The organism is Myxococcus sp. AM009 (assembly GCF_013372605.1).
Taxonomy (GTDB): Bacteria; Myxococcota; Myxococcia; order Myxococcales; family Myxococcaceae; genus Myxococcus; species Myxococcus vastator.
Window position 1 is genome coordinate 20,213 of sequence record NZ_JABXEP010000068.1, and the last position, 22,959, is coordinate 43,171.

The 22,959-nt window shown below is 69.5% G+C and carries 17 protein-coding genes; 11 read left to right on the top strand and 6 right to left on the bottom strand.

The genetic code is table 11. The features are described 5' to 3' along the window. Positions 1-12 precede the first annotated feature (12 nt). Entirely contained in the window at positions 13-3,243 is a 3,231-nt protein-coding gene (locus tag HV824_RS18370) for a hypothetical protein (protein ID WP_176423891.1), read from the top strand. Between the two features lie 22 nt (positions 3,244-3,265). Here the strand turns inward: HV824_RS18370 and HV824_RS18375 are convergent, their stop codons facing one another. Then, positions 3,266-4,714: an Ig-like domain-containing protein gene (locus tag HV824_RS18375; protein WP_176423892.1), complete on the bottom strand. Its 1,449-nt coding sequence runs from the start codon at positions 4,712-4,714 to the stop codon at positions 3,266-3,268. Between the two features lie 504 nt (positions 4,715-5,218). Between HV824_RS18375 and HV824_RS18380 the strand changes: the two genes are divergently transcribed. Then, positions 5,219-5,653, top strand: a complete 435-nt coding sequence (locus HV824_RS18380; protein WP_176420455.1) for a hypothetical protein — start codon at positions 5,219-5,221, stop codon at positions 5,651-5,653. On the opposite strand, the gene mxcH is transcribed toward HV824_RS18380, so the two are convergent. Genes mxcH through HV824_RS18400 form a run of 4 tightly spaced genes read right to left on the bottom strand, consistent with a single transcriptional unit; the run spans position 5,587 to position 10,381 of the window. Next, positions 5,587-8,046, bottom strand: a complete 2,460-nt coding sequence (gene mxcH, locus HV824_RS18385) for a TonB-dependent siderophore myxochelin receptor MxcH (RefSeq protein ID WP_255208141.1) — start codon at positions 8,044-8,046, stop codon at positions 5,587-5,589. The two genes, HV824_RS18380 and mxcH, sit on opposite strands and share 67 nt — an antisense overlap. Before the next feature lie 54 nt (positions 8,047-8,100). Further along, positions 8,101-9,651, bottom strand: a complete 1,551-nt coding sequence (locus HV824_RS18390) for a PepSY domain-containing protein (protein ID WP_176423893.1) — start codon at positions 9,649-9,651, stop codon at positions 8,101-8,103. Continuing rightward, positions 9,648-9,923 carry a hypothetical protein gene (locus HV824_RS18395; RefSeq protein WP_368738074.1) on the bottom strand — a complete coding sequence of 92 codons (276 nt, stop codon included), beginning with the start codon at positions 9,921-9,923 and terminating at the stop codon, positions 9,648-9,650. Before HV824_RS18395 ends, HV824_RS18390 begins: the two co-directional genes overlap by 4 nt. Then, positions 9,920-10,381, bottom strand: a complete 462-nt coding sequence (locus HV824_RS18400; protein WP_255208142.1) for a hypothetical protein — start codon at positions 10,379-10,381, stop codon at positions 9,920-9,922. The genes HV824_RS18395 and HV824_RS18400 overlap by 4 nt, the downstream gene beginning before the upstream one ends. 433 nt (positions 10,382-10,814) lie before the next feature. On the opposite strand from HV824_RS18400, the gene HV824_RS18405 reads away from it, so the two are divergent. Further along, positions 10,815-11,891, top strand: a complete 1,077-nt coding sequence (locus HV824_RS18405) for a triacylglycerol lipase (protein ID WP_176420453.1) — start codon at positions 10,815-10,817, stop codon at positions 11,889-11,891. A gap of 28 nt (positions 11,892-11,919) precedes the next feature. On the opposite strand, the gene HV824_RS18410 is transcribed toward HV824_RS18405, so the two are convergent. Then, complete coding sequence (locus HV824_RS18410) at positions 11,920-12,375, bottom strand: GNAT family N-acetyltransferase (RefSeq protein ID WP_176423894.1); 456 nt, start codon at positions 12,373-12,375, stop codon at positions 11,920-11,922. Between the two features lie 178 nt (positions 12,376-12,553). On the opposite strand from HV824_RS18410, the gene HV824_RS18415 reads away from it, so the two are divergent. The 8 genes from HV824_RS18415 (at position 12,554) to HV824_RS18450 (ending at position 22,948) form a co-directional block, all read left to right on the top strand. Continuing rightward, complete coding sequence (locus tag HV824_RS18415; RefSeq protein WP_176423895.1) at positions 12,554-12,838, top strand: hypothetical protein; 285 nt, start codon at positions 12,554-12,556, stop codon at positions 12,836-12,838. Between the two features lie 143 nt (positions 12,839-12,981). Then, positions 12,982-14,373, top strand: a complete 1,392-nt coding sequence (locus HV824_RS18420) for an ammonium transporter (protein WP_176423896.1) — start codon at positions 12,982-12,984, stop codon at positions 14,371-14,373. A 253-nt stretch (positions 14,374-14,626) separates the two neighbouring features. Beyond that, positions 14,627-16,597 (top strand): serine/threonine-protein kinase, encoded by a 1,971-nt coding sequence (locus HV824_RS18425; protein ID WP_176423897.1) that lies wholly within the window; start codon positions 14,627-14,629, stop codon positions 16,595-16,597. 61 nt (positions 16,598-16,658) lie between these two features. Then, entirely contained in the window at positions 16,659-17,462 is an 804-nt protein-coding gene (locus tag HV824_RS18430; RefSeq protein WP_255208143.1) for a hypothetical protein, read from the top strand. A gap of 14 nt (positions 17,463-17,476) precedes the next feature. After that, complete coding sequence (locus HV824_RS18435) at positions 17,477-18,301, top strand: hypothetical protein (RefSeq protein ID WP_176420447.1); 825 nt, start codon at positions 17,477-17,479, stop codon at positions 18,299-18,301. A gap of 229 nt (positions 18,302-18,530) precedes the next feature. Then, positions 18,531-19,946: an L-serine ammonia-lyase gene (locus HV824_RS18440; protein WP_176420446.1), complete on the top strand. Its 1,416-nt coding sequence runs from the start codon at positions 18,531-18,533 to the stop codon at positions 19,944-19,946. Positions 19,947-20,069: 123 nt separating this feature from the next. Then, positions 20,070-20,642 (top strand): SRPBCC family protein, encoded by a 573-nt coding sequence (locus HV824_RS18445; RefSeq protein WP_176423899.1) that lies wholly within the window; start codon positions 20,070-20,072, stop codon positions 20,640-20,642. 155 nt (positions 20,643-20,797) lie between these two features. After that, positions 20,798-22,948, top strand: a complete 2,151-nt coding sequence (locus HV824_RS18450) for a catalase (RefSeq protein ID WP_176423900.1) — start codon at positions 20,798-20,800, stop codon at positions 22,946-22,948. The last annotated feature ends 11 nt before the right edge of the window (positions 22,949-22,959 follow it).

Genomic DNA, 22,959 nt, shown 5'->3' on the forward strand with positions numbered 1-22,959 from the left:
GGTGAGGCGGTCATGAGCAAGGTCTTCGATGCACGCGCCCCCAAGCATGAGCTCCCGCTCGGAAAGAAGACGCTCGGCGCGCTTCTCGACGAGCATGACCTCACGGGAAAGCTCGATGAGGTCGCCCTCTACAACTGGGGCACCCGCGTCCCCGCGGAGATCAACCGCGCGCTCGTCGAGCTCGTGGGGTGCGCCAAGGTGGACGCCGACCCGCTCCAGTCCGAGCTTGACCCGGACCTCGGCACGACGAAGGTCATCTACAAGCCCGTGCCGTGGCAGCCCGCGCCCGCGCTGGAGCTGGAGAAGGCGCACACCATCAAGGTCAAGCGCAGGCGCCCCGTCCCCGCCGTCTCCATCACCCAGCTCACCCGCTGGTTCAAGCCCGGCACGGACACCTGTGAGGTCGAGTATCAGCTCGAGGGCGTGTCGGCCCGCGCGAGCAAGGTCGACTTCGAGGTCCACGCGACGCGGTACTACGACGTCCGCCGCTCCGAGCCCGTGGTGCTGACCCAGCCGAAGGAGTGGGTGGAGGTGCCCTGCGATACCCTGGACGAGCCGGGCACCACGCACCTCTTCCAGCGGCGGAGCTTCCAGGTGGTCGTGGACAAGCGCCCGCCCGCCGACGCCCAGCAGGCCCCTGACTGGCAGGGGAAGAGCGAAGCGACGAAGGGCGTCCTGCGGAAGGCGGGCGTGTCCGACGTCTACGTCGGCCCGGGCCCGGCCCCGTACAACGTGCTCGTCCGCTACTACCAGGACGACGCGGACGACAAGGCGCGGCTCCTCATCGAGCCGTGGAGCCCGCGCTGGAAGCACGAACCCACCGCGCCGCTCGACGACGCCTCCCTCATCGTCAAGTGGACGCTCGATGGCGACAACGACAAGCTCGTCCGCGGGCAGCTCAGCATCTGGGACAAGGACGACCAGCGCGTCTTCTTCGCGCCGCTCTCCGAGGACACGCTCCGGACACAGCGGCAGTACGACCTGCTGAACGACCCGCGCAAGCGGTGGGACCGGTCCGAAGTCGACCGCGCCAGGATGCCCTACCGCGTGCAGCTCCAAGCGCACAGCGGAGAGGACGAGGAGCTGGGGCTGGCCGTCGCGGTGATGCCCACGCTGGTGCGCGCGTTCAACTACCAGCAGGTGCAGTTCGTCGCGTTCAACGTCAAGCCGGGCACCCAGGCGGGCGCGTACCTCGGGGATGTCGACGACGACACCGACATCACCACGCGCTGCGACGCCATGAAGGAGGCCATCCAGCTCGCCGCGCCGAACGTCGACCCCTCGGAGGACGTCCTCAAGGTCTTCATGGCGCCCGAGTTCTATTTCCGCGGACAGAAGGGCGGCTACCCCGTCGACAAGCTCTCATCCATCGTCCACACGATGCGAGAGGAGACGGACAAGGTCGACTACGCCGACTGGCTCTTCGTCTTCGGCACCGCCATCGGATACCTGCCGCACGGCGAGCCGGGCGGCCCGCGGCTCGCCCACAAGGACCCCGTGAAGCACGCGGTGACAATCTCCGAAGTCGACGAGACGGGCGCCGACACCGTGCTCACCGTCACCGGCGCGGCGACGAAGCCAGACCCGGCGTGGGAGGTCGAGCAGGGCCTCGTCACGGCGGCCATCCAGGCCGTCGTGGATGACGGGCTCAACCAATACAAGCTCACGCTCCAAGGCAAGCCCGCCCTGATTCCGGCGCCGGCGGTGCTCGCCCAGCCCCGGGTGTGGATTGAGTCGAGCGACCCGACACCTCCCAAGACGAAGCTGGTCGTCGCCTCCAGGGTCTGCGATTGGATTCAGAACAACGTCGCCCCCACGGCGCGCTGGAGCATCACGGACGCGGCGGGCACCGATGACGACATCGAGACCTGCACACAGCTCGCGCCGGGGCGATACGAGCTCACGCTCGCGGGCAACAAGCTGTTCGTCGCGGGCAAGGCGGAGCTCCTCGAGCCGCAGGCCACGGAGGTGTTCAACGTGGCCCTCATGCAGAAGGGCTGGCCGGCGCCCCACGTCGGTGAACGCGGGCTGAAGAGCGCCCTGGTCGACAAGGAGAACATCTCCTGGATCGACTTCCTCGGGCCGAACTTCGCCAACGCCAACTTCAACACCGTGGACGGGAGCGGCCGACTCATCCAGGTTCACAACGACCCCAACCGCCTTGCCCTGCCTACGAGCGGCTCCCGGGACACGCTGGGGGCCAGACCCAACGTGAACACGGAGGTCACCGCCTCCGGGCTCGGAGGGGGCTCCGTGGTGACCATCGACGGCATCACCTTCGGCATCGAGGTGTGCCTCGACCACAACATAAGCAGGCTCCACGACTTCTACACGAACCGCGCGGTGAAAGACGAGCCGAAGGTCCAGGTCCACCTCATCCCCTCGTGGGGCAGCTCCATTGGCGGCGGCGCGGTGTGCGCCCCCGCTCCCAATGGCCCCGTCCTCAACGTCGACGGCGCGAGGTGTGACTCGACGGCGCGCATCCACGATGGACAGCTCTACTGCGATGACCATCCCGACAATCAATCCGGTGTCGCGGGATACTGTCAGCGGGCCACCGAGACACGGTGGTGCGGGACCTGCGGCGCGACCCGGTCGGCGACGGGCGCCTGCTCACGGTGCGCGAATCCGGTGACGACCTATCACAAGTGCGCGCACCCGAAGCTCCAGCTCCACTGGGTGTGCCAGGCCTGCTCGGGCGCGAGCCCCTGTTTGACCCACCCCTTGGCGCCAGCCGTTCCCAGGCCGGTGGTCGTCTGCGCGAACACCGCCTGCAACCAGCTCCACTGGGGCGCTCCGGCGGCCCCCGGGTGCGGCACCTGTGGTGGAGCGCCGACCGCGGCCCAGCACGTCTCCGTGTGCGGCATCTGCGGAGCGCTCGCTCCGTGCATCAATCACGCGGGCCCCTACCCCCTCTGGCTCCGGAGCACGTGCGCCCTGGGGCATGCACCGTCGTGGACCCCCGTCCCCCTGGTGAACCTCGCGTGCGGCTGCGGCTGGAACCAGCCGCCCGCGCTCTGCGAACACATGTACGCCATGCCAGGGCCCTGTCCGCAGCACCCCACGCTCGCCCCTCAACCCTGGCGCTGCCTGGAGCCCTTCGCGCCCATCGGCGCGCTCATCACCGTCGCGAGCGGCCCCACGCCCGTCCCCCTCAGCGAAAACGTCAACTACTTCGAGGAGAAGGGGCACGTGGTCGTCTACAACGCCACCCCAATCCCCCCGGTGGACTTCGTGCCCTGAGCGACCGCCCACCGGCGCCAGGCTACGGCGCGGGCATCCAGGTCAGCCCCAGGTTCCTGGCGCTGCCCGCGTTCACGTCCTGGATATCTCCGCCGTCAGCCAGATTGGCGCTCCGGAGCGCGGTCCCCAGCCAATCCGCCCAATACAGCCGCCCGGCCGAGACATCGATGGCAATCCCATGCACGGTGGTCTGGTTGGCCACCAGGGGGGTGACGCTGGAGCCGTCCAGGTTGGCGACATAGATGCTGTTGCCGCGGGTCGAGTAGTACAGCTTCCCCCCGCTCGAATCGACCGCCAGGCCCACGCCCAATCCGCCCAGGTTTGAAGCGACGGTCTCCAGGTTGGTGCCATCCAGGTTGAAGCGCACGAGCCGGGTGTTGTTGTAGGTAATGACATATGCCTTGTCGTTCGGGACATCGAACGCGATGGCAGACGGGCTGTCGATGCCTCCGACGATCTGCGTGGGATTGCTGCCATCCAGCTCGGCGCGCATGACCCGGCTTCCGTTGAAGTCGGACCAGTACAGCTTGCGGTTCGTCGAATCGACCGCCAGCCCGCTGGGGTAGCCTCCGTTCGCCACGACATCGACCGGGTTCGCCCCATCACTGTCCGCTCGAACGATTGCGCTGTCGCGCGTGTAGAAGAGGGTCCGGGTGACCGGGTCGGTTGCGACGGAAGAGGCCCCGCTGATGCCCGTCGCGAGCTCAATGGCATTCGTGCCGTTCACGTCAACCCTCCACAGCGAACCGGAGGCAGTCATCCAGTAGAGGCTCGCCAGGCGGGTGACGTCGACCGTGAAGGCGATGGAGGTGGTGTCGGCGCCATCACTCACCGAGAGGGTGATGGTGGTGGAGCCGCTGGCGCTGGCGGCGGGGACAACGGAGAGGGTGCGGCTGGAGCCGGAGCCCCCGAGGACGAGGTTGCTGGGGTCGTTGGGCACCAGCTCCGTGTTGGAGGACGTGGCGGTGACCGTGAGGCCGTCAGCGGCGGTCTCCACGTCGCCCACGGTGAAGGCCAGGTCGCCCGTCGAGCTGCCCGCGGGGATGCGCTGGTCGGCCACCGCGGAGAGCGTGGGCGCGTCATTCACTGGGGTGATGGTGAGGATCACCGTGGCCTGGGCGCTTTGGCCCTGGCCGTCAGTGGCGCGGAAGATGAGCGCATCTTCGCCATGGTAGTCGGCGCCGGGGGTGTAGGTGAGGACGCCATTGGCGCTGACCTCACTCAACGTTCCATGGTCCGGCGCATCGACGATGGTGAAGGTGAGCGCCCCGTTGCCGCTGGCCGACAGGCTCACCTCGAGGGGCGTGTCTTCCACCGTCTCAAGGGTGACGTCGCGGGCCACCGGCGGCGAGGCGGGCGGCGGGTCGCTGTCGCCACAAGCGCCGAGGGTGCTGGCGGCCAGCCCCATCACCAAACCGGCGCGCAATGCGGCGGCGGGCGCGATGAGCCATCTTGAGAGTCGATTTGACATGAACGTTCCTCGTGGGAGCCCGACATGGGCGCTGTCAACATGGTGTGCTGGGTTGTGGGGTCAACTTTTCGTGCGAAGTGGCGCTGGGGCCATGCCAGGCGTTGCTGAGCACGGTGGCTGCTTCGGCAATGTCAGCTCGACGGCTGACGGGAACGGCGCCCTCCTGTCCTCCCTCAACCCCAGACGTCACGCTGCCTGTCCTGACACAGCGCCCCAACGCCCTCCGCACGGCATCGGCGGAGAGACAGCGTCGGTCCTCTTGACAGAGAGGCCATCTCTTGTCGCCGACTTGACGACGAAGTTTCAGGCCCAGGTCGTAGCGTGCCGCCGGATTCTGTGACGCGCTCGCGGCACATCCGCCATCGCGACTGCGGCTATATGCCCCTTCACCAACGACCGGAGCCGGGCATGCCACCCCGCTGACCCCACCGCCCGTCATCAATACTGGCGGGCTCACGAGAGGGATTGTCCGCGGCAGGTAATTCATTGAATGTCGACCACCCCATGCCGGCACTCGTCGACGGAGGCCCCGCCGCCTGGCGCGAGGCCAACCGGCAGCTGCTGGCCCAGTGGTGCTTCGAGGAAATGCGCCAAGCCAACCCGCATGGCGAGGGGAAGCCGCGCGTCGACCTGGGCAGCGGCACCTCGTACGTGTTCGCCGCGCGGCCGGGCGCCTTCGGCTGGATGAAGGTGGACCCCGCCTCCATCACCCGCAGCGCCACGGGCATGCTGGGCAACAGCATCGCCGACCGCGCCTGTGCCACGCGCTGCACCCCAACGCCACCCTGCCAACCCGCTCGCCCACGGCTGACGCGCACGGCCCTCCTCCGTGCCCGACTGGGCGGGGGAGCCCCTCCTCGGGGCGGACGGCCTCAGAAGTCCGCCGTCACCTTGAAGGTCAGCGCCCGGCCGGGGCGCTGGACGCCGAAGAAGTCGTAGGCGCGGGCGTTGGTGAGGTTGAACACCTCCAGCGTCCCGCCCAGCGCGGGCGAGCCCTCCCGCTGGTAGGACAGCGCCACCGAGTGGATGAGCTGCGCGTCCACGTCCTGCTTGTACTCCCGCAGGCCCTGGCTCTCCCAGCCCCGGTAGAAGCCGTGCACGTAGCGCGAGGTGAAGCTGAGCGCCGCGGCGTCGCTGGCCTGCAGGAGCGCGCGGCGCTGCAAGCGGGCGGAGGCGTTGGCGAAGAGCCAGGGGCGGTTGGGGATGCGGTCGCCCTTGAAGGCCTCGAAGGCCCCGCCGCCGCCCGCGTTGCGGAAGTCCTGCCAGGTGGCGTTGGCGTCCAGCGCCAGCCAGTCACCGGGGCTGGTCCACCCGGCGGCGGCCTCCACGCCCACCGAGCGCGCCGCGTACACGTTCTGGTAGCTCAAGGAGGCGTCGTTGCCCAGGAGCACGATGAGCTGGTCGGCGAAGCGGGCGAAGCCGCCCACGCTCCCGCGGAAGCGCCCGGCCCCGGTGCGCCAGTCATCCAGGGAGAGCTCCAGGTTGGCGTTGTGGCTCAGCTCGGGCCGCAGCCCCAGGTTCGACAGCACCAGCACGCCGTCTCCGAACAGCTCATCCGGGCCGGGCAGGCGCGTTGCGAACTCATACGACGCCTTCGCCAGCAGCCCGTACGGGAGGAACAGGCGCAGGCTGTCGCCCACGCCCAGCCGCTCGTTGGCCTGGTCATTGCGCCGGAAGACGCTGCCCGGGAGCACCTCCTCCGAGTTCGAGCGCATGACGTAGCCCTTCACGAAGGCCACGTTCTTGAGCCGGCCGTCGCTCACCGCCAGCTCGTGCTCCAGCCCGCCCACCAGCGTGAGCAGGTCCCGCTGCGCGCTGAGTGGGTCCCTCTGGTCCGTGCCCACCTTGAGCCGGTCCTGCCCCTGCCGCGTCACGAAGGTGGGCGACAGCGAGAGGCGGAAGCGCTGGGCCTGGGACACCTCGTAGTCCGCGTGAATGCGGGCCAGCACGCTGTGCTGCCAGAGCACCTGGTCCGCGGGGGTGAGGCCCAGCTCGCCCGGCTGACGCCGCTCCACGCCCGGGTCGCCGTACCAGTCGTAGACGACCTGCGCCAGGTCCCGGAAGTTCGTGTCGCGCCGGCTGTAGCCGCCCACCGCGTCCAGGCGCAGCTTGCCACCCAGCAGCCCGCCCTGGGCCCACGTCGCCAGGGCCCCGTGGCTCGACTCGCCGCTGCGGGCCTCGCCGTAGGGCACCGTCATCACGACGTTGTGCTGCAATTCCTTGCGGGAGCGCGTGCCGAACACGCGGAGGCTGAGCCGCTCCGCGTAGGGCTGCTGGGCCACGCCGACCTCCAGGCCGGCGCCCCCCGCGACGAAGCCGTCATGGAAGCGGGGCACGCGCACGTCCCGCAGCCGCCCGCGTTCGTCGGCCACCTGCACGTCCACGGTGTAGTCGTTCCGCGCCAGGTCGCCGAAGGCGTGCCCCTTCACGAAGAGCCCGCTGGCGCCTAGCGTGTACTGCCCCGACACGGCGCCCCGGTACGTCCCGAAGGAGCCAGCCTGCAGGGAGACGGAGGTCCCGCTGGGCTCATCCCCATCCGACGACACCAGGTTGACCGCGCCGCCCAGCGCATCCGCGCCGAAGCGCACCGGCACCACGCCCCGGTAGACCTCCACGCGCTTCAGGAGGTTGACGGGCACGTTGGCGAGCCCCAGCCCAAAGCCCGCCAGGTCCAGCGGCACGCCGTCCAGGAAGAAGCGGACCTGCTCGCCAGAGAAGCCATTGAGCGAGAAGCGACTCGCGGAGCCCAGGCCGCCGTTGCGCTGCACGCTGACGCCGCTGTTGCGGCTGAGCACCTCGCCCAGGTCCGCCGTCTGCTGGCGGGCCTGCTTGAGCTCCACCACCCGGACGGCCTCGGCCGACAGGAGGCGCTCCTCGCCCTTGCTGAGCTGCCGGCCCGTCACCTCGATGGTCGTCTCCAGGCTGACGCTCTCGCCGAGCACCGCGTCCACCTCGGTGCGCTGCCCCGCGGCCACCTGGACGCGGTAGGCCTGCGGCTCGCAGCCTGGGACATAGGCGTGCAGCTCGTAGACACCCGGCCCAAGCCCCGTCACCTGGAAGCGACGCCGCGCGTCCACGCGAGGCGTCCGGGTGCCTCCGTCTGGCGCCAGCAACAGCACCTCGGCCTGCGCCAGGTCACCGCCCTCGCACGCGGACACCTGCCCCCCGATGTCCCCCGTCACCGGCCGCGCCTCCGCCGCGGGCGCTGGCGCGGCCTCCCGCGCCGCGGCCGGCGCCGCCACGCTCAGGGCCAGCATGCCCAGGGCACGCCACCCCGAATGACGGCGAAGGAGGAGCCACGCACGAGCGGGGGCGTCGACGGGGAGAGACATGAGGCCCTGCATGAGTCGAGTGAGAGGTGAGGCGCGCGACGGGGGCGAGGACATTCACCTGCCCTCGTGCGCCGGTATCGACAGCGGCAGCCGGGCATCCCGAGGGTCGCGCGGAGCGATGCGCCCGATGGCCCAGGCCGACACCAGGAACAGCGCGCCCAGCACGGCCAGCGCCACGTCCGCGCAGAACACATAGGGCGAGCCGGCCGGGTCGAACACGTGCCGCGCGTTGAGCCAGGCGTCCAGCCAAGGCAGCAGGACCAGGATGCCGCCAGAGACGGCCAGCAACTGCTGCGCCCAGCCCCGCGCGCGCGGGTACACGAGCGCCCCCAGCACGCAGGCGCACCAGCTCCCGAAGAAGATGCCGTGCTCCCACTGCACCCGGCGCGGCAGCGCGTCCGGCAGCAACTGGTTGGCCAGGAAGATTGCGGCGAGCGAGAGCGCGGCGCCACCGCAGCCCCCGGCCGTGACGCGCGCCAGGAGGACGTCCACGCGGCGCATGCTCCGCGCGCGCCGCTCCAGCCACACCAGGTTGCCCGTCACGACACACAGCGCGCTGAAGATGCCCAGCAGCGCATAGGCCAGCCGCAGGCCCATGCCCGCGTAGAGCCCGGAGTGGAGCACGTAAGCCGCCTCGAGCAGCCGGGCCGTGGCCCCGGGCCCGCCAGCGTCGCGAACGTGCAGCAGCTCGCCCTGGCGGGACACGCGCACGGTCGTGAACTCGTGGAGCCCCTGGCGGGCGTGTCCACGCACGTCGACATAGGCCGACGCGTCCCCCACGTTGCGCATGGAGAAGCGGTAGTGGCTCACCTCCGGCAGCGCCGCGCGGGCCTGGGCCAGCACCGTGGCCACCTGGGGCGCCTCGGCGCGCTGCCCGGCGGCCTTGCCACCCCGGGGATAGCCGAGCGTCGCCAGCCCCGCCTCCAGGTTGCCGTCGAAGGCCGTTCGCACCACCACCGGCTGGAGCACCGCGGCGTTGATGCAGATGATGGCCGCCGTCCAGGCCATGACCGCCTGGAAGGGCAGGCCGATGCTGCCGAGCACCTTGTGCAGGTCGCCCCACATCGTGCGCAGCGCCTCGTGGGGGCGGAAGCGCACCAGCTCCCTGCGGAAGCGGCCCACCTGAAGGACCAGCCCCGTGCCCACCACCAGCAGCAGCACGAGGGCCACCAGACCCGAAATCAACATGCCGCCCGGCAGCGGGTAGAGGAAGTGCGCCAGGAACAGGAAGTAGCCCAGGTCACTGCGCTCCGGCGCATGCTCCCCCGAGCCCGGGTTGAGCCACACGGCGCTCCGCGCGCCGCCCTGCTCCCGCCACTCCAGCCGGAGCCATGGCGAGTGGGGCGCGGGCAGGTCCACATCCAGGTGGGCGGCCCCGCCCCTGGCCACATGCGCGTCCAGCCACGCCTGGAGCGTGGCCAGCGTCCGCGCCTCGTCGGCGGCCACGGGCGCCCTCAAGCGCGGCTCCTGCCAGGGCATCAGCTCGTGGCGGAACAGGGACACCGCCCCGAGCAGGAACATGCCCACCAGCAGCACGGAGGCCACGGCGCCCGCCCACGCATGCGCCTCCCAGAGGAGGCGATATGTCTCGGACTTGAGCCTCATGAAAATGACCTCCAGAGGACGAGCAGCGCCGCCGCGCTCGTCACCCCGATGCCCGCCCACGCGCGGGCCTCCGTCCGCGACAGGAGCGCGGCGCAGGGCGCGACCGCCATCAACGGGATGACGGCGATGCAGGCCACGAGGTAGCGAACGTCCGACGAGGCGGGCACGACCGCGGGCAGCGCCAGGGAGACGAGCAGCGCCGCCAGCGGCGCGCCAAGCACGGCCGCCAGCAGCCAGGTCACCCCAGGGCGACGGCGCGCCCCCGCGCTCACGAAGCCCGCTCCAAGTAGTACGCCTTCGTGTCGCTCACGAAGAGCACCGCCCGGGCGCCCATCGCGCGGACCCCCAGGTTCTGGAACGAAAGGCTCGCCCCTGGCACCAGCGCGCCGTCACGCACCTCATAGCGAGTAATGGTGGGCGACTCGCCCGCGCCAATGGCGAAGAAGCCCACGCCCCTGGCGGCGTACAGTCGGGGACGGCCCGGCACCTCCAGCGAGCGCGCGTAGTCCAGCGTGCGCGCCTCCGCCAGGGACTCCACCAGGCTGAAGTAGTTCACCCGGTTGCCGTTCGTCTCCACGGCGGAGTGGACCAGGTACAGCGTCCCCTCCTCCGGCGTCTCCTCTGGCGCGGGCGGCGCGTCATCAGCACAGGCGCCCAGGACGAGCGCGGCGCTGGCCACCAGCCCCCGGAAGAAGCTGCCCTTGGTCGACCTCAGTACTCCGCCACGCATCGTGTCCTCTCCCCACGCAGGCCCCGTCAGCCAGCGCGCCGTCCGGATTTCCGCCATCCAGCTATGATATGAAATTGACATTCACTCTCAAAATCATAATGACCAGAGGGAGTGGCCCGCACCCCGACAGGACTCAAGACACTGAGCGCACGGCCCATGGCGCACCACGCCTCCGCGGTCCTTCGAGGCCGTGGGCGTTTGGCGCTCCTGCATCAGGGCCCCGAGGAGCGGATGGGCAGGTGACCTCGCGAGCCGCGCGGTGATGACGCGGTCGGGTCCACGGCGGCGTGCACTCCCCGCCACGTCGTGACACACACTCGGAGTTCTCGCCTTCTCACGTCCTTGGAATGGGGCGCAACTTCCGGCGCCACGCCCCGACAATGGAGGCAAGCCTCCCCGATCCTCAACTCGGCTCCCCCTCCCGAGGTCCTCCATGGTCCAGGTCACCCGTCCTTCCAGCCTCACGCCCACCACGCGGACGCGGGCCACACCAGAGGCGCCTGTCCAGACCAAGGCCGCGCGGGGCGTCAACGCCGTGGTGGAGGGTGACAGCTTCACGTCGAGCGCCCTGGCGGAGCGGCAGCGGCCGAACGCGCTGGCGCAGGTCAACGCCCTGCGCCTCCCCATCCCCTGGCCGGGGAAGGGCGAGGCGGACAAGATTGGCTGGATTCAGAAGGCGTATCCGCCCGCCAAGGACTCCACCGCGGAGTTCATGAAGCTCAACCAGGCCGTGCGCGCGGGCAAGAACGTGATGCCCGCCGAGGCCAAGGACTGCGTGTTCCTAGCGGTGGGCGGCCTGCTGTCCGAAGCGGCGCCCAAGCAGCTCTACTTCGACCGGAACCTGGACGCGCTGGAGGCCCAGGGCCTCCAGGTCGGCCGCGTCCCCGTGGACACGGACATGGGCGTGGAGCACAACGCGGCCCTCGTCCGGCAGGCGGTGCTCGAGGCCGCCAAGGACGGCAAGCAGGTGGTGCTCATTGGCCACAGCAAGGGCGGCCTGGACTCCGCGGCGGCCCTGTCCATGTACCCGGAGCTCCAGGAGCACGTGCGCGCCCTGGTCACCCTCCAGTCGCCGTACGGCGGTTCGCCCATGGCCCAGGACCTGTTGGACAACCCGCTCGTGCGCTACGGCGTGGGCGGCGCCATCGAGGCGATGGGCGGCAGCATCCAGGCCGGAGAGGACCTGACCTACGACTCGCGTAAGGCGTTCCTGGCCAGGCACCCGATGCCCCCGGGCATCCCCACCGTGTGCATGGCCTCCACCACCGCGAACCCCACGTCGCCGCTGTTCCCCGCCGAGCAGTACATGCACCAGCGCTACGACGTGAAGTCCGACGGCCTGGTGCTCCCGCAGGACGCGTTCATCCCCGGCTCCAAGTCCGTGACGCTGTCCGGCCTGGATCACCTGGACTCCACCGGCACGACGCTGAACCCGTTCAAGCCCTACCAGCCCGAGGACCTGACCCTCTCCCTGGTCGCGATGGCGCTGAACATGCCCAAGGGCGGCTGAGCGGCGGCCATGAGGGCCTGGGCCACACTCACGCCGTCGAACCAAGCCTCATGAGGACCTCGGCAACGCCGTCCGAGTGATGCGGACCCTCGCTGCGCATGGCGTGGAAGCCACACTTCTCGAGGACGCGGAGCGACGCGAGGTTGTGGAGCGCGACCCACGCATGAAGCGGCCGTGCGGGCTCGAGCACCAGGAACTCCGAGAGGGCCTGGGTGGCGATGCCCTTGCCCCAATGCTCGCGGCCCAACCAATAGCCAACGAAGCGCCTGGCATCCTCTCCCCAACTGCCGATGTTCCCAACGACGACGCGCCCCATGACGATGGTGCGGGTGACGTTTTCAGGGCGGAGCACCTTGGTGCGCCAGTGGGTCATGAACGCATCGCGCTCCCGCGAGGAAAATGCGGCCATGCGCAGCGCCTCCGGGTCGCGCTGGTGCTCAAAGAAGGTGGGGAGGTCTTCATCTGTGACGTCGCGGAGGAACATTTCGAAAAGGCTCCTTCCAGTCCGCGCCGCGAGGGAGGTCGCGAAGCGAATGGCGAAGGGGTTCTAGCTTCATGCGGGCATGACGAAGCGCGGGAAGCTTGTACGCAGGGCATGGACAAGCACCAACGCCCTGCTCCAGTGTGCGCGGCACCAACGCTCCGGACGCGGGGAACAAGGCATGAAGACGAAGCTCGCCGCGGTGACACTGGTTGCATCCCTGCTCACGTCGTCCGCCGCGTGGGCCGCGGTGACGGTGCGCTACCACAACCGCGACTCGCGCGACCACACGTGGTCCGTGGTGTGCAGCGGCGTGAAGACGTCGGTGACGTTCGGCAAGAGCCAGACGGCCTCCGTCACCATCCAGGGCTCCGGGCCCTGCGCCGTGAAGACGGACACGGGCACCGTGGTCCTCAAGGGCGGCGAAGACCTGGAAATCAAGGGCGGGCGCATCCAGGTGAAGTGAGCCCTCACCTGCCAGACAGCCATCATTTAGGCTAAATCCGGACCATTTTAACCTACTCCGGAACAAAATAAGCCCAGCCTGGATTGAATCTAGCCCCAGCTCGCCCCATACTGCATTGCGTCAGTCTTCCAGGTGGAGGCGCAATGAAGAAGTGGTTGGCGATGGCCCTTCTGGTGGGTGTGGGTGTGGCGGGCTTGCTGGTCGAACCGGCGGCGCAGTTGAAGCACGGGGGCCCCATCAACACGGCGGACACGGCGTGGATCCTCACGGCCACCGCGCTGGTGCTGCTGATGACGCCGGGCCTGTCCTTCTTCTACGGCGGCATGGTGCGGCTGAAGAACGTGGTGTCCACGCTGCTGCAGAGCTTCATCGCCATGGCGGTCATCAGCCTGCTCTGGGTGGTGGTGGGCTTCAGCCTGTGCTTCGGCGACAGCTTCCATGGGCTCATCGGCGACCCGCGGACCTTCTTCATGTTCAGCGGCGTGGGCGGTGAGACGCACCCGGACCTGGCGCCCACCATCCCCTTGATGCTGTTCGCGCTGTTCCAGCTCAAGTTCGCCATCATCACCCCGGCGCTCATCACCGGCGCGTTCGCGGAGCGCGTGCGCTTCAAGGCGTACGTGCTCTTCATGGTGCTCTTCACGCTCGTCATCTACGCGCCGCTGGCGCACTGGACGTGGCACCCGGAGGGCTTCCTCCGGCAGTGGGGCGTGCTCGACTTCGCGGGCGGCACGGTGGTGCACATGTCCGCGGGCTTCGCGGCGCTGGCCGGCGCGCTGGTGCTGGGCCGCCGCAAGGTGCACGTGGAGAACACGGCGCACACGCCCGCCAACGTCCCCTTCGTCATGCTGGGCACGGGCATGCTGTGGTTCGGCTGGTTCGGCTTCAACGCGGGCTCGGCGCTGTCGGCCTCGTCGCTGGCCACGCTGGCCTTCGCCACCACCAACACGGCGTCCGCGGCGGCGATGCTGGGGTGGATTGCCTTCGACTGGCTGCGGGGCCGCAAGCCCAGCGCCATGGGCGCGTGCATCGGCGCGGTGGTGGGCCTGGTGGCGGTGACGCCCGCGGCCGGCTTCATCACCGTGGGGCAGAGCCTCGTCGTGGGCCTCGTCGCCAGCTTCGTGAGCAACGCGGCGGTGCACTTCAAGAACCGCACCTCCGTCGACGACACGCTGGACGTCTTCCCCTGCCACGGCCTGGGCGGCGTGGTGGGCATGGTGCTCACGGGCGTGCTGGCCAAGGACGTGGGCCTCATCCACGGCGAGACGCGCACCTTCATGATGCACATGCTGGCGCTGGTGCTGGTGTCGGTGTTCTCCTTCGCCGGCTCGTTCCTGCTCTACAAAGTGGTGGACCGCATCGTCCCGCTGCGCGTCACCCGTGAGCACGAGGAAGAAGGCCTGGACCTGAGCCAGCACGGAGAGACGGTGGGCGAGTCCATCATCGCCCCCGTGCCGCAGCCCGCGCTCACCGCGACGACGGCGGTCGCCACCGGGCCGGCGCCGGACGCCTCCCGCGTGCCGCAGCCCGCCTGAGCCTCACCCAGGGCCCGTGTCTCGCGTGCCGCCGCTCGGAGCCCCGGGCGGCGGGCGCGTCTTCCGGTCTGGCGGTCCTGGCCTCCAGCATCCGCTCGCCTCCTTGGCAGGCTGCTGGTGAGGCGCCCCGTCCCGTCGCATGCCACGACCCGCCTGGGTGTGCCGCGACATCAGGAGAGTTGCCTCAGGGGGGGGTGGGAGGATGGAATGGGCGAAGTTTCCCCGGAATGCCCTGCCTGAGAGTCCCAGCCCCATGACCCAACCCGCTGATGGTGACCTCCGCATTGATGAGGTCCTGCGGAATACGTACAGGATTGTCTCCCTGCTGGGACGGGGAGGAATGGGCTCGGTGTACCTGGCCCAACACCTGCGGCTGCCCGGCAAGCAGGTGGCGGTCAAGGTGCTGCGTGGCGGCGACCACCTGACGCCCGAAATCTTCGCGCGCTTCCGCCGAGAGGCGGAGATTGCCTCGCGGCTGGGCCACCCCAACATCGTCGAGGTGCACGACTACGACACCCTGGAGAACGGCAACCCGTTCCTGGTGCTGGAGTACCTGCGCGGCGAGAGCCTCCAGGAGCGGCTGGAGCGCGGGCGCCTGCCCATGGAGGACGTGGTCTCCTTCACCCGGCAGATGGGCTCCGCGCTCCAGGCGGCGCACGGCGCTGGCGTCATCCACCGTGACTTGAAGCCGGCCAACGTGTTCCTGGTGCCCACCGACTCCGGCGGCGTGGTGGGCGAGCGCGTGAAGCTGCTCGACTTCGGCATCTCCAAGGTCCTCAGCTCCACGACGGTGCAGACGCAGGAGGCGACCATCATCGGGACGCCTCAGTACATGTCTCCCGAGCAGGCCCAGGGGAAGAACCGGGACATCGACGCGCGCACGGATGTGTTCTCGCTGGGGTGCATCGTCTACGAGATGATGGCCGGCAAGCCCGTGTTCGGCTCGGGCAGCCTCGCGCAGATGATCTTCCGCGTCGTCTATGAGCCGCCCGAGCCCCTGGCCCCGCTCTGTCCCGAGGCCACGCCGGAGGCCATCGCCGCGGTGATGCGCGCGCTCGCCAAGAGCGCGGATGAGCGCTACCCGGACGTCTCCTCCTTCATCGAGGACCTGACGGGCACGCCGCTGCACTCGCTGTCCACCGCGGTGGGAAACCAGCCCGCCCCGCGCCCCCAGGCCCCGGTGTCCGGAATCGCCCTGCCCTCCGCGGGCCCGGCCTCGCTGTCCGCCACCGCCCTGCCCGGGAGCCTCAAGGTGCTGCCGGACACGGGCCGCGAGGGCTTCGACTCCACGATGGCGCCCGGCACCGGCCAGCAGGGCTTCAGTCCGTCCGCCACGGGGCAGATGGGCGTGGCGCAGGCGCAGGGCGTCAATCCGTCCGCCACGGGGCAGATGGGCGTGGCGCAGCTGGCCGCCGCGTCGCGCATCGACCCGCCTGGCCTGGAGCCCACGCTCATCTCGAAGCAGGTCCCGGCCCTTCCCGTGCCGGAGCGTCCCGCCCAGCCGCACACGTCCGTGAGCGTCCCCGTGCCCATCCCGGGCGCCGCCGAGCCCCACGCCGCCGCGGCGCTGTTGTCCGCCCCGTCCACGCCGGCCTCGTCGCCCCCCGCGGCGAAGGGCCGCGGCGCCTTCATCGGCGCCACCGCGGCGGTCCTGCTGGCCTCCAGCGTGGGACTCGTCTGGTGGGTGAAGGGTGGCACCTCCGGCACGGGCTCGCCCACGACGCCCGTGGCGGACACCCGCGAGCCCCAGGGCGCGCGGCCGGCCAACGGCACCGAGCAGGCCAACGGCACCGAGCAGGCCAACGGCACCGAGCAGGCCAACGGCACCGAGCAGGCCAACGGCACCGAGCAGGCCAACGGCACACAGACTCCGCCGGACGCGGGCGCCCCGCAGCAGGTGGTCGTGGCCACCAACACCTCGCCCGACAAGCCGCCTTCGCGCCCGGTGACGCGCCCCGAGCCCAAGGAAGCGCTCCCCGAGCAGGTCCGCAAGCTGCTCAAGGACGGAGAGAGCGCGCTGGCCTCGGGTGACGCCAGCCGCGCCATCGCGCTGGCACGCAGCAGCCAGCGCGCGAAGCGCTCCATGGCGGCGTATTCGCTGCTCACCCGCGCCTACTGCCAGCAGAAGGACCTGGGCGGTGCGGTGAGCGAGTGGCCGAAGGTCGCGTCAGCGGAGCGTGCCAAGGTCAAGAAGTTCTGCCAGAAGCACGACATCGAGCTCTGAAACAGCGGGCCATCCAGGTAGGGGGGCTCTCATGCAACACGAGGTGATTCGCTTGAGAAACATGGTCGCAGTGATTGTCGCGGCAGTCGCGCTGGGGGCGTCGCAGGCCCTGGCCGCCGCGCCCGTGGAAGCTGGCAAGGTGTACTCTGGCACGGAGGGTGAAGAGGTGGCCGTGGTGCCGCTCACGCCCCGTTCCGACAAGAAGTTCATCCTGCGCGTGAAGGGCACGGGCTCGGAGTTCGACGGCCTGGTGTTCCCCTACGAGCAGAACGACTGGAGCACCCGCAGCACCGAGCAGTTCAACTACAGCACCCAGTGGCACGGCCGGAAGTACACGGCCCTGCACGTGCGGGACACGAAGTACGAGCTCTACGTGCCCGGCCGCCAGCGCTCCATCCGCCTGGCCTACGACGAGAAGAAGACCGCCGCGCTGAAGCCGGAGGAGGTCTACGCGCAGCACCAGAAGCAGATGAAGGACGGCACCCTGGCGAAGCTGATGGCCTTCGACCGCAAGGGCGAGGAGTCCGGCCACGACAAGGAATATGCCGCCACCCTCCAGGAGATGAACAACGCGTGTGGCACGTCCGTGGCCGCCCGCATCGACTGGAGCAGCGTCAACGAGGACCTGCTCAAGGAGCTGAGCATCGCCAGCTACTGTGGCACGCCGCTGACCAGCCTCAAGGAGCTGTGCACCGCGTCCGCCATCGCGAAGCAGACCGTCCAGGAGAAGGTGAAGCAGGTGAGCTGCCGCTTCGGCTCCGCGCTGGAGCCCAAGCTCGAAGCGGACCGCGTCATCTGGACGACGACCCGGGACGCCAGCAACCAGGACAAGTTCGCCACCAAGTTCTTCAAGCAGCACCTGTAGCCGGAGCCTTCACGATGCGATTCCAGCGTTTCGCCTTCGCGGCGATGTCGTTCGCGTGTACGGCCGCCATGGCGGCCGAGCCCATCAAGCCCCCCTGGGGCAAGGAGTCGAACCTCGGCGAGAAGATGATGTTGGAGGCCACGTCGGTGTGCACCGACGGCAAGGGCCACTACGTCGCGCTCACGCCCGACGACGAGGACACCAACGCCGTCCTCTACTACGGCGATGAGAAGCAGTTCGTCCAGGTGCCCCACCCCGGCCCCTACACGTCGCCCACGTCCTTCCTGGACCCGCGCTTCTTCAACAAGGGGGCGAACCCCAACTTCCGCGGCATTGACTGGCGGGTGATGTCGAGCGTGGAGATAGACCGCAAGGAGCGCACCTGCGCCCTGGCGTGCGGGGAGAAGAAGATTCCCCTCACCATGCTGGACGGAGAGCCGGCCGCGGAGCTGCTGCGCAAGGCCACCTTCCAGCCCAACCCGCAGAAGTTCGTGCCCTATGCGCTGCTGCGCGACACCAAGGGCGTCTACTACTTCGTGGACCGTGGCTTCCACGAGGCCCAGAAGAAGAGCTACCGCGTCTTCATCGGGCCTCGTGGCAACCTGAAGGCCCAGAAGATGACCAACGTCATCTCCGACTCCGAAGGCGAGATCTTCTCCACCAAGCGCGGTGACCTCCGCCTGCTGCTCGACAAGGCGAAGCCCGCCTTGTGGATTGAAAACACCAAGCGCCGCCTGGAGCTGCGCCAGGTGCCCGTGGATGAGAACCTGCCGCTCATCTACAACGAGCTCGGTGTGTACGAAGGCGCCCGCCTGGGCACGCCCTGCGACGACCAGTAGCCGTCCGTCAACACCAGGGCCGGGAGCCGGCGTCCCACGGACGTCCTCCCGGCCCTTCGTGTCTCCAGCGTCAGCGGCTCACGACTTCGACGCAGCGGGCCAGACACCGTCCGGCCAACGCGCCGCGTCTCGTTGGACGTCCAAGGACGTTCATCCGTCCACGCGGTGACATGCGCGTCGGCGGGGGGACGCTGGGACGGAAGTGGAAACGTGGCATGTTGCGCTCGCCATGGCCGTCAGCGTCTTCGACCTCTTCAAGATTGGAATCGGACCCTCCAGCTCGCACACCGTCGGGCCCATGCGAGCGGCGCGCACGTTCGCCCGGAAGCTGGCGGACACAGGCGTCTTGGAGCGGCTCACCCGGCTCAAGGTGGAGCTGTTCGGCTCGCTGGGCGCGACGGGCAAGGGCCACGGCAGCGACAAGGCCGTGGTGCTGGGCCTGATGGGCGAGACGCCGGAGGCCGTGGACGTCGAGGCCGTGCCCGCCATGATTTCCCGCTGGCGCGCGGAGGGCCGCGTGACGCTGCTCGGCCAGCGCGAGGTGACGTTCCGTGACGGCGAGCACCTGGTCATGCACCGCCGCCGCTCGCTGCCCTTCCACCCCAACGGCATGCGCTTCACCGCCTGCGGCGAAGACGGAGCGGAGCTGGCGTCGGCCATCTACTACTCCGTGGGCGGCGGCTTCATCGTCGACGAGTCCGCCGCCGCGGCGGGCAAGGACCCGCTGAGCAAGGACGCCACGCCGCAGCCCTTCCCCTTCCAGTCCGCCGCCGCGCTGCTGGCCCACTGCGAACGCGAGCGCATGAGCTTCAGCTCGCTCATGCTCGCCAACGAGAAGACCTGGCGCGACGAGGCGGAGATTCGCGCCGGGCTGCTGCGCATCTGGGACGTGATGCAGGCCTGCGTGCGCCGCGGCTGCACCAGCGGCGGCATCCTCCCCGGTGGCCTCAAGGTGGAGCGCCGCGCCGCGGGCATGTACCAGAAGCTCATCAGTCGCCCCGAGGCCGGCCTCACCAACCCGCTCACCGTGCTGGACTGGGTGAACCTCTACGCCCTGGCCGTCAACGAGGAGAACGCGGCGGGAGGCCGCGTCGTCACCGCGCCCACCAACGGCGCCGCCGGCATCATCCCCGCCGTCCTGCACTACTACTGGCGCTTCGTGCCCGGCGCGAACGAGGACGGCGTGGTGCGCTTCCTGCTCACCGCCGGCGCCATTGGCGTGCTGTACAAGGAGAACGCCTCCATCAGCGGCGCGGAGGTGGGCTGCCAGGGTGAGGTCGGCAGCGCCTGCTCCATGGCCGCGGGCGCGCTCACGGAGGTCTTGGGCGGCACCCCGCTCCAGGTGGAGAACGCGGCGGAGATCGCCATGGAGCACAACCTGGGCCTCACCTGCGACCCCATTGGCGGGCTGGTGCAGGTGCCCTGCATCGAGCGCAACGCCATGGCCTCCGTGAAGGCCATCAACGCCACGCGCATGGCCCTCTCTGGCGACGGGCGGCACTTCGTCAGCCTGGACAAGGTCATCCGGACGATGCGCGACACCGGCCGCGACATGAAGGACAAGTACAAGGAGACGTCGCGAGGAGGGCTGGCCGCCAACGTGCTGGAGGTGACGAACCTGAGCGTGGGCCTCCCAGAGTGCTGAGCCGCCAGCCATCTCCGTCGGAGTCGCTACGCTGTGCGTGGGTTGCGCGGAGCGCCGGACACGCTTTAAGACGCGCGCCAGGAACGCGGCCATCCCAGGCCGCTTCGTGAGGACCCACGCCCCATGCTCAAGAAGATTCTCGCCGGCCTCGCCGCCGTCATCCTGCTGTTCGTCGGCGTCGTCGTCACCCGTCCCGACACGTTCACCTATCAGCGCACCGCGGTGCTCCCCGTGTCCGCGGACATCGCCTTCGCGCTGGTGAATGACTTCCACCGCTGGACCGATTGGTCCCCCTGGGACGGCCTGGACCCCCAGCAGCAGCGCACCTACTCCGGCCCGGAGTCAGGCACCGGCGCGGGCTACGCCTGGGTGGGCAACGACCAGGTCGGTGAGGGCCGGATGACCATCACCGACAGCAAGACCAACGAGCAGGTCACCATCAAGCTGGAGTTCATCAAGCCCTTCGAGTCCACCAACACCACCACCTTCACATTCAGCGCCGCCGAGGGCGGCACCCAGGTCGTCTGGGCCATGTCCGGCGAGAACAACTTCGTGAGCAAGGCCATGTCCCTGTTCATGGACATGGACGCCATGATTGGGAAGGACTTCGAGAAGGGCCTGGCGACCCTGAAGGACGTCGCCGTGGCCGACGCGAAGAAGCACGCGGAGTCCGTGGCCGCGCCCGCCGTGCCGTGATGCCCGCCTGACGCCGCGAGGTCCGAGCGCGCGGTGGTGGACACTGCCACGCGCGCGAGTGCCGACTCGCCGACGTCCCCCAAAGCCTCGTGGCCCGGGGAGGACGCCACCAGCGTAGACGGCGCCTTCACCTCTCTCGTTGGCGACAGGCCTCCATGAAACTGCGCAAGCCCTCGGCGAAGAGCCGGCCCACCACGCTCAAGAGCGAAAGCCTCGAACCCCACCGCATGCACGCGGAGGGGAAGGTCCTCACCACGGACCAGGGCATTCCCATCTCGGACACGGACAACTCACTGAAGGCCGGCATCCGCGGCCCCACGCTCCTGGAGGACTTCCACTTCCGGGAGAAGGTGATGCGCTTCGACCACGAGCGCATCCCGGAGCGCGCTGTCCACGCGCGCGGCGCGGGCGCCCACGGCTACTTCCAAGTCTATAAGTCGCTGGAGAAGGTCACCCAGGCCCGCTTCCTCACCGACCCGTCGCTGCGCACGCCAGTGTTCGTGCGCTTCTCCACCGTGGGCGGCTCGCGTGGCTCGGCGGACACCGTGCGTGACGTGCGCGGCTTCGCCACCAAGTTCTATACGGAGGAAGGCAACTTCGACCTGGTGGGCAACAACATGCCCGTCTTCTTCATCCAGGACGGCATCAAGTTCCCGGACTTCGTCCACGCCGTCAAACCCGAGCCGCACAACGAAATCCCCCAGGCGTCCTCCGCGCACGACTCGCTCTGGGACTTCGTCTCGCTCGTCCCCGAGACGACGCACATGGTGATGTGGCTGATGTCGGACCGCGCCATTCCGCGCAGCTTCCGGATGATGGAGGGCTTCGGCGTCCACACCTTCCGGCTGGTCAACGCGGCCGGCAAGGCGAACCTCGTCAAGTTCCACTGGAAGCCGCTGCTGGGCAACCACGCGCTCGTGTGGGACGAGGCCCAGAAGCTGTCCGGCAAGGACCCGGACTTCCACCGCCGCGACCTCTGGGAGTCCATTGAGCGCGGCGACTTCCCCGAGTACGAGCTGGGGCTGCAAATCATCCCCGAAGGCGACGAGCTCAAGTACGGCTTCGATTTGCTGGACGCCACCAAGCTGCTCCCCGAGGAGCTGGTGCCGGTCCAGCGCGTGGGCAAGCTGACGCTCAACCGCAACCCGGACAACTTCTTCGCGGAGACGGAGCAGGTCGCCTTCTGCGTGGCCAACATCGTCCCCGGCATCGACTTCACCAATGACCCGCTGATGCAGGCGCGGCTCTTCTCGTACCTGGACACGCAGCTCACGCGGCTGGGCGGCCCCAACTTCGCGGAGCTGCCCATCAACAAGCCGGTGTGCCCCGTCACCAACCACCAGCAGGACGGCTTCGGGCGGCAGACGATTCCCACGTCCCGCGCCAACTACCACCCCAACTCCCTGGGCGGCGGCTGCCCGGTGCTGGCCAACCCCGCCAAGGCCTTCCGCCACTTCCAGGAGCGCGTGGAGGGCCACAAGATTCGCGCGCGCAGCGGCAGCTTCAGCGACCACTTCAGCCAGGCCACCCTCTTCTACAAGAGCCTGTCGAAGCCGGAGCAGGAGCACCTGGTGGCCGCGCTCGAGTTCGAGGTTGGCAAGGTGGAGCGCGTGGAGATTCGCGAGCGCGTGGTGAACCAGATTCTGGTGAACGTGGACCCGGAGCTGGCCGTGCGCGTGGCGCGCGCCGCGGGCGTCACGCCGCCCAAACCCACCAGGCCCCCCAAGCCGCCCAAGGCCACGGGCCAGAAGGCGGCGCCCTCCGTGGAGACGTCCCCGGCGCTGAGCATGGAGCGCTCGCCACATGACTCCATCCGCACGCGCAAGATCGCGGCGCTGGTGTCGGACGGGTTCTCCGGCAAGGAGCTGGACGGCGTGCGAAAGGCGCTGGAGGAGCGGGGCGCCAAGCTGGAGGTGGTGGGCCCCACGCTGAGCCCGGTGACGAGCCAGGAGGGCCGGGAGGAGCGGCCCCTGCGGACCTTCTCCACCGCGTCCTCGGTGATGTACGACGCCGTCTACGTGCCCGCCGGCGAGCGGAGCGTCGCGGCCCTGCGGCGCGCGCCGCTGGCGGTGGACTTCGTGCGTGAGGCCTACGTGCACTGCAAGGCGCTGGCGCTCTCCGCGGACGCCAACACCCTTTTGGACGCCGCGGGCGTGCGCGACCTGGAGGCGCCGCCGAGCAAGGGCCTGGACGCCACGCGAGGCGTCGTCCGCAGCGCGAAGGCGGAGACGAAGGGCTTCGGCCAGCTCTTCGCCGAGTCCATCGCCCGCCGCCACTGGGAGCGTGAGGCCCCGCCCCCGGCGTAGCTCAGCCGCCC